General features: G+C 60.6%; 4 protein-coding genes and 2 rRNA genes. 5 read left to right on the top strand and 1 reads right to left on the bottom strand.

What is annotated here, in order from left to right; genetic code table 11:
* A 23S ribosomal RNA gene (locus tag VGL01_RS17440) occupies positions 1-517 on the top strand; the annotation flags it as partial.
* Positions 518-693: 176 nt separating this feature from the next.
* Positions 694-807: ribosomal RNA gene (gene rrf / locus VGL01_RS17435) — 5S ribosomal RNA — on the top strand.
* Between the two features lie 103 nt (positions 808-910).
* Here rrf and VGL01_RS17430 read toward each other — a convergent pair.
* Complete coding sequence (locus VGL01_RS17430) at positions 911-2,113, bottom strand: M20 aminoacylase family protein (protein WP_331571479.1); 1,203 nt, start codon at positions 2,111-2,113, stop codon at positions 911-913.
* Positions 2,114-2,268: 155 nt separating this feature from the next.
* On the opposite strand from VGL01_RS17430, the gene VGL01_RS17425 reads away from it, so the two are divergent.
* From VGL01_RS17425 to coq7, 3 genes are all read left to right on the top strand, one after another.
* Positions 2,269-4,353: a molybdopterin oxidoreductase family protein gene (locus VGL01_RS17425; protein ID WP_331571477.1), complete on the top strand. Its 2,085-nt coding sequence runs from the start codon at positions 2,269-2,271 to the stop codon at positions 4,351-4,353.
* A 115-nt stretch (positions 4,354-4,468) separates the two neighbouring features.
* Positions 4,469-6,193 carry a long-chain fatty acid--CoA ligase gene (locus tag VGL01_RS17420; protein ID WP_331571475.1) on the top strand — a complete coding sequence of 575 codons (1,725 nt, stop codon included), beginning with the start codon at positions 4,469-4,471 and terminating at the stop codon, positions 6,191-6,193.
* Positions 6,194-6,339: 146 nt separating this feature from the next.
* The gene (gene coq7, locus VGL01_RS17415; protein ID WP_331571473.1) at positions 6,340-6,960 is read left to right on the top strand and encodes a 2-polyprenyl-3-methyl-6-methoxy-1,4-benzoquinone monooxygenase; all 621 of its coding nucleotides are present in this window, start codon (positions 6,340-6,342) and stop codon (positions 6,958-6,960) included.
* The last annotated feature ends 333 nt before the right edge of the window (positions 6,961-7,293 follow it).

The raw sequence follows: 7,293 nt of genomic DNA, 5'->3' as shown, positions 1-7,293 counted from the left end.
AGTGATCCGGTGGTTCTGTATGGAAGGGCCATCGCTCAACGGATAAAAGGTACTCTGGGGATAACAGGCTGATACCGCCCAAGAGTTCATATCGACGGCGGTGTTTGGCACCTCGATGTCGGCTCATCTCATCCTGGGGCTGTAGCCGGTCCCAAGGGTATGGCTGTTCGCCATTTAAAGAGGTACGTGAGCTGGGTTTAAAACGTCGTGAGACAGTTTGGTCCCTATCTGCCGTGGGCGTTGGATATTTGAAGGGGGCTGCTCCTAGTACGAGAGGACCGGAGTGGACGAACCTCTGGTGTACCGGTTGTCACGCCAGTGGCATCGCCGGGTAGCTATGTTCGGAAGAGATAACCGCTGAAAGCATCTAAGCGGGAAACTCGCCTTAAGATGAGATATCCCCGGGGACTTGATCCCCTTGAAGGGTCGTTCGAGACCAGGACGTTGATAGGTCGGGTGTGTACACGCAGTAATGCGTTCAGCTAACCGATACTAATTGCCCGTACGGCTTGATCCTATAACCGGAGCGTCTTGCTCAGGTTGTGATCCGTGTTTTGCCCTAGTGATACGTCACTACCCCTGCCAGCCAGAGTTGGCGCTTCAGCGCTTACTCTGGCCAATGCAGAGCACCATTACACCTCTGCTTCTTCCCAGATTGGCTGCGCAGCCCAAGCTGCACAGCAACAAGTCATGCCTGATGACCATAGCGAGTCGGCCCCACCCCTTCCCATCCCGAACAGGACCGTGAAACGACTCCACGCCGATGATAGTGCGGATTGCCCGTGTGAAAGTAGGTAATCGTCAGGCTCCCCATAGAAAAACCCCCGGCCCGCCATCGCGCAGTCGGGGGTTTTTGCTTTGGGCGCCCGCCGGGACCGACCGCGCTGAGCCCCGTCTGTCCCGATCCCGGCTAACCGTTTTTGCCGGGCGCCAGGAATCGCTGGGCGAGCCGTACCCAATACGTCGACCCAACGGGCAATAACGCATCGTTGAAGTCGTAACTTGCGTTGTGAAGCATGCAGGGCCCGGCGCCATGTCCCATCTCGCGGTGCATGCCGTCGCCGTTGCCCAAAAACGCGTAACAACCTGGCTTCGCCTGCAGCATGAACGAGAAGTCCTCGGCGCCCATGGTTGGCTCGATGGACGTATCTACCCGGTCGGAGCCCGCGACCTCGCGCATGACCTCGGCGGCAAAGCGCGTCTCTTCGGAACTGTTGATCGTCGGCGGGTAATTCCGATGGAATGTCACAGTAGCCGAGCAATCGTAAGCCGCAGCCGTCGCTTCCGCGATCTTGTGCATCTTCGATTCGATCAAATCGAGCGTTTCCGTCGTGAATGTGCGGACCGTTCCCGCGAGCCACGCTTCGTCGGGAATCACGTTGACGGCATCCCCGGCATGGATCTGAGTAATCGAAAGCACCGCCGTATCGATCGGTTTCTTGTTCCGCGTGATGATGCTCTGAAGCGCATTCGCGATCTGGACCGCCGCAAAAACCGGATCGCGGCCGTTATGCGGCAGCGCTGCATGGGCGCCCACGCCGCGAACATCGATCCGGAATTCGTTGCTCGACGCCATGATCGGCCCCTCGGTGACGCCGAAAGACCCTTCCGCCAAACCCGGCCAATTGTGGATGCCGAACACCGCGTCGACGGGAAACCGGGAAAACAGGCCGTCCTCGATCATCGCTCGCGCCCCGGCTCCGCCTTCTTCTGCCGGCTGAAAAATAAAAACGATCGTACCGTCGAATTCACCGTGTTTCGCCAAATACTGCGCCGCGCCCAGCAGCATTGCGGTGTGTCCGTCATGCCCGCAGGCGTGCATCTTCCCCTCGTTCTGGGAACGGTGGCCGAAGCTGTTGAGTTCGTGGATCGGCAGGGCATCCATGTCGGCGCGCAGGCCGACGGAGCGAGTCCCGGTGCCGCGCTTCAATACCCCTACCACGCCTGTTTTGCCAAGCCCGCGGTGAACTTCGATGCCCCATTGTTCGAGCTGCCTCGCAACGAGCTCGGAAGTGCGGACTTCCTCATAGCGCAATTCCGGATGGGCATGGATCGTTCGTCGTAACGACTGGATTTCCTCGCGCGCAGCGAGGACTTCAGGAAGGAGTTTCATGATACGTTCGACTTCGGTAAGTGGTTCGAGACTGAATAGCCGTAGTCCGATCCATTCTACGCCGAACTCGATCACCGCCAATTTGGCCCGGCCACCGCGGCGGAAGTAATAGAATTGGCGGCACTGGCTCATTGCATCGCCAAGGAACCTTCCTCATGAACGCTCCCCTTGAGTTTGCCCGCGCGGTTTGCCCCCACGATTGCCCCGATACCTGTGCGATGCGCGTGACCGTCGTGGATGGGAAGGCCGTCAAGGTAGTGGGCGATCCCGATCATCCGCCCACACAGGGCGTGCTTTGCACCAAGGTGAGCCGGTATCCCGAACGCGTCCACCATCCCGCACGGTTGACGACTCCGCTCAAGCGAGTCGGGAAAAAGGGTGAGGGACGATTCATGCCCATCGGCTGGGATGAAGCGCTGACGCTGGCGGCCAGCAGGCTGACCGAGGTCGTCCGCCGTGAGCCGGAAGCCCTGGTGCCGTATAGCTATGCCGGCACGATGGGATTGGTCCAGGGCGAGAGCATCGCACAACGGTTCTTTCATAAGCTCGGCGCATCGCGGCTCGAGCGGACGATTTGCTCGGCAGCCGGCGCAGCCGGCCTGCGCTACACCTATGGTGCGAGCGTGGGCATGCACCTCGAGTTCTTCGAGCAAAGCGAACTCATTCTGATATGGGGCGGCAATCCGATCGCCTCGAGCCTCCACTTCTGGACTCGCGCCCAGGAGGCGAAGCGCCGCGGCGCGATGCTCGTTGCCATCGACCCTTACCGCTCGCTCACGGCTGAGAAGTGTCATCGTCATATTGCGCTGCGTCCCGGCACGGACGCCGCACTCGCGCTCGGCATGATCAACGTTCTCATCGCCGAAGATTTGATCGATCGCGACTATGTGGACGCTTACACGGTCGGTTTCGACGGGCTGCGTGACCGCGCGCTGGCTTACTCTCCATCGCGTGTCGCGCAGATCTGCGGCATCGAAGAAGACCAAGTCGTCGAACTCGCGCGTCTCTATGGAAAAACGCGCAAGGCGGCCATCCGGCTCAACTACGGCATGCAGCGCGTGCGTGGCGGTGGAAACGCGACGCGCGCCATCGCCTGTTTGCCAGCGCTGACCGGAGCCTGGCGCGAGCCCGCCGGTGGCCTGCTGTTGTCGGCATCCAATTGGGCTCCGGTCAATCAGCAGGCGCTGCAACGGCCCGATTTGTTGCCGGGCTGGCCGACGACGCTACCGCGCGCCATCAATATGAATGCGATCGGCGATGCCCTGCTTCATCGGGGTGACGCTGTCTTCGGCCCGAAAGTCGAAGCCATCGTGGTCTACAACTCGAATCCGGTTGCGGTTGCACCCGATTCCGAGCGCGTGGCGGCAGGCTTTGCGCGGGAAGATCTATTTACGATCGTGCTCGAGCACTTCCAGACCGATACCGTCGATTACGCCGACCTCGTTCTGCCCGCGACCACGCAGCTCGAGCACCTCGACATTCACAAGTCGTACGGCCACACCTACGTCATGCTGAACCAGCCCGCGATTGCCCCTGTCGGACAAGCCCGGCCGAACAGCGAGATATTCCGCGGCATTGCGCGCCGCATGGAAATCGATGAGCCCGCGCTTTATGAAAGCGACGAAACCGTCGCGCGCGCCGCCTTGCGGTGGGACGATGCGTCGCTGCGCGGCGCCTCGTGGGAGGCGCTCGTAAAGCAGGGCTGGCTCAAACTCGACATCCCCGAGGCACCGTTTGCCAAGGGCGGTTTTCCGACGCCCTCGGGCAAGTGCGAATTCGCCAGTACGTTGCTCGCCAAGGAAGGGCGCGATCCGCTGCCGGACTACCTGCCGCCCTATGAATCGGCCGAGGCCGCGCCGCAACTGGCGGCCCGCTATCCGTTGGCCATGATTTCGCCGCCGGCGCGTAACTTCCTGAACAGCAGTTTCGTGAACATCGATAGCCTGCGTGCCACGGAGGGCGAGCCGCATCTCGACATCCATCCGTGCGATGCAGCACCGCGCGGCATAGCGGATGGCGATATCGTGCGGGTATACAACGACCGTGGCTCGATGAAGGCCCGGGCGCGGGTGACCGACCGCGCACGCACGGGAGTGGTGGTGGGCCTTTCGATCTGGTGGAAAAAGCTCTCGCCCGACGGCTGCAATGCCAACCAGGTGACGAGTCAGGCGCTGACCGATCTCGGGGGATCGGCGACTTTTTACGACTGCCTGGTCGAGGTGGAAGGCGTCCGAGTCTGACGCCCGGCTCCCCACTTCGAGTTGGAAGTCGATGTCTAATCCGGTTGTTTCGCGGGGGGCGACCGGCTAGGATGCGCTTTTTCGCACGATCATTCGAAAAACAGGGAGACGCCGCATGGAAAAGATCTGGTTGAAGTCGTATCCGCCCGGCGTCCCCGCCGAAATCGATGCGACAAGCTACGACTCGGTGAGCCAGATGCTCGAAGAAAGCTTTCGCGAGCACAGCGGCAAACGCGCTTTTGTGTGCATGGGCAAGTCGTTGACCTACGGCGAGCTCGATGCGATGTCGCGCAGACTCGGCGCATGGTTTCAATCGAAAGGGCTGGCCAGCGGTGCGCGCATCGCGATCATGATGCCGAATGTCCTTCAATATCCCGTCGTCATCGCTGCCATTTTGCGGGCCGGCTATGTCGTCGTGAACGTCAACCCGCTCTACACCCCCCGCGAACTCGAGCACCAGCTCAAGGACAGCGGCGCGGAAGCCATCGTCCTGCTCGAAAACTTCGCCGCAACGCTGCAAGCGGTGGTGAGCCGTACGGCGGTCAAACATGTGGTCGTCGCGTCGATGGGCGATCTCATGGGTGTGAAGGGCGTAATCGTCAATTTCGTCGTGCGACGGGTGAAGAAGATGGTGCCTGCGTGGAATCTGCCCGGGCACGTCAAATTCAACGAGGCGTTGGCCACGGGGGCACGACAGCCATTCGCGCCCGCCCGGCTAAGCCGTTCGGATATCGCGTTCCTGCAATATACGGGCGGGACGACCGGGGTCGCAAAGGGCGCGACGCTGACGCACGGCAATATCGTGGCGAACGTGTTGCAATCGGCCGCCTGGCATGAACCGGCCCATGCGCTGCATGCGGACGTCGAGCAGATCATCAACGTTTTCGCATTGCCGCTCTACCATATTTATGCGCTGACCGTCTGCTTCTTGCTGACGGTGCGAAGCGGAGGCCTCGGCATTCTGATCCCGAATCCGCGCGATATCGGCGGCATGATCAAGCAATTGCAAGGCTACCCGATCAATACCTTCCCGGCCGTCAACACGCTCTACAACGCAATGCTCAATCATCCCGATTTCGGCAAGCTCGATTTCTCGAAGCTGCTCGTCGCCAATGCGGGAGGGATGGCCGTTCAGGACGCGGTCGCGCGGCGTTGGTTCGAGCGTACCCATGTGCCGATTATCGAAGGCTATGGTCTGTCGGAAACTTCGCCGTCGGCGGTGTGCAATCCGGTTACCGCCACGGAGTACAGCGGCACGATCGGTCTGCCGCTGCCGTCCACCGAGGTGTCGATTCGCGATGACAACGACAACCCCGTGCCCGTCGGACAGCCCGGCGAGATTTGCATTCGCGGTCCGCAGGTGATGGCGGGCTATTGGAATCGGCCCGACGAGACGGCCAAGGTCATGACGGCCGACGGGTTTTTCAAGTCGGGCGATATCGGCGTCATGGATGAGCGAGGCTATTTCAAAATCATCGACCGCAAGAAGGACATGATTTTGGTTTCCGGCTTCAACGTCTATCCGAACGAGATCGAAGACGTGGTGGCGCAGCATCCGGGTGTTTTCGAAGTCGCGGCCGTCGGCGTGCCGGACGAGCATTCCGGCGAGGCCGTCAAGCTCGTTATCGTCAAGAAGGACGCCGCGCTCACGGAAGCCGATATCCTGGCTTTCTGCAAGACGCAATTGACCGGATACAAGCGGCCGAAGATCGTCGAGTTCCGCAGCGAACTGCCAAAAACCAACGTCGGTAAAATCTTGCGCCGCGAACTGAGGGGCGATATTGCGCTCACATCGACGGCCACGCCTTGTACCCCCGTTGCGGCCGAACGTCACGGGTGAGGACTTGCACCTCGCGTAGCACACCTTTGCGAACATCGTCTAAAATGCCCGGTTAGCCCCTCTTTTGCACTGATCTTTGCGAAAGCTGGGGCGCAATGAAGTCGCCACGCGCGTCTTGCGCTGGAGACTACGCAAGGGAGAATCGGATGATATTGGACGAATGGGTCACGGAATTCGACCGTGGGCTGCGTTCGATCGCGGGAGTCAGCCGGATGAGCCGGCCGGTGCCGACGGCCCCCGCCGGCGCGGAAATGACGCTTGCCGAGCGCGCGCACGCGGCCGGCCTCATGCGCGTCAACCATGTGGGCGAAATCTGCGCCCAGGCGCTTTATCAGGCTCAAAAACTGGCCACGCGCTCGCCTGCGCTGAAAGACGCGTTCGAGCAGGCGGCCCGCGAAGAGGAAGATCATCTCGCCTGGACCTCGCATCGCCTCAAGGAACTCGACTCACGTCCAAGCCTGCTCAATCCGCTTTGGTATGCCGGTTCGCTCGCGATCGGATTGGCGGCGGGTGCGCTCGGGGATAAAGCGAGCCTCGGATTCATGGCGGAGACGGAACGGCAGGTCGAACACCATCTCGATGGGCACCTGCAATCGTTACCTGAAGCCGATCTCTCCTCCCGCGCGATAGTCGACCAGATGCGTGCCGACGAGATGAAGCACGCCAAAGCCGCTACCGATGCGGGCGGCGTCGAACTGCCTTTCCCGGTTCGGGCACTGATGCGCGCCGCATCCAAAGTCATGACGAGCACCGCCTACTACATTTGAAGCACCTGAAACGCTAGCGATTCCGATGGGGCGGCGCGAGGTCCGCCGCCCGCGTCGAGTGAGCACTGCCTCTCCAATTTCCGCGCCGTTCTCCCCGCATTCCGCCACCTCTCAGCGCTTTTCGGCCCGACGCTTATTGCGAGCTTCTCAGGTATCACCTTCACAAGATGCAGTAGTTCATTCATTTTTAACGCTTTTCCATTTTAAGCGCCACGTGAACGGTGACACGTAAGTCCTTGTTCTTACAAACAAAATTAGTGGAAAAAACGGGCTTCTCCCTTGACCGCCCCATGCCCTTACTCTAAAGTGGGAGACAGTGTGAGAAAGTGTATT

Source organism: Trinickia sp. (genome assembly GCF_036503415.1).
Classification (GTDB): Bacteria; Pseudomonadota; Gammaproteobacteria; order Burkholderiales; family Burkholderiaceae; genus Trinickia.
The sequence above is the reverse complement of the archived record's forward strand: the minus strand, read 5'-3'. Positions and strand labels throughout refer to the sequence as shown.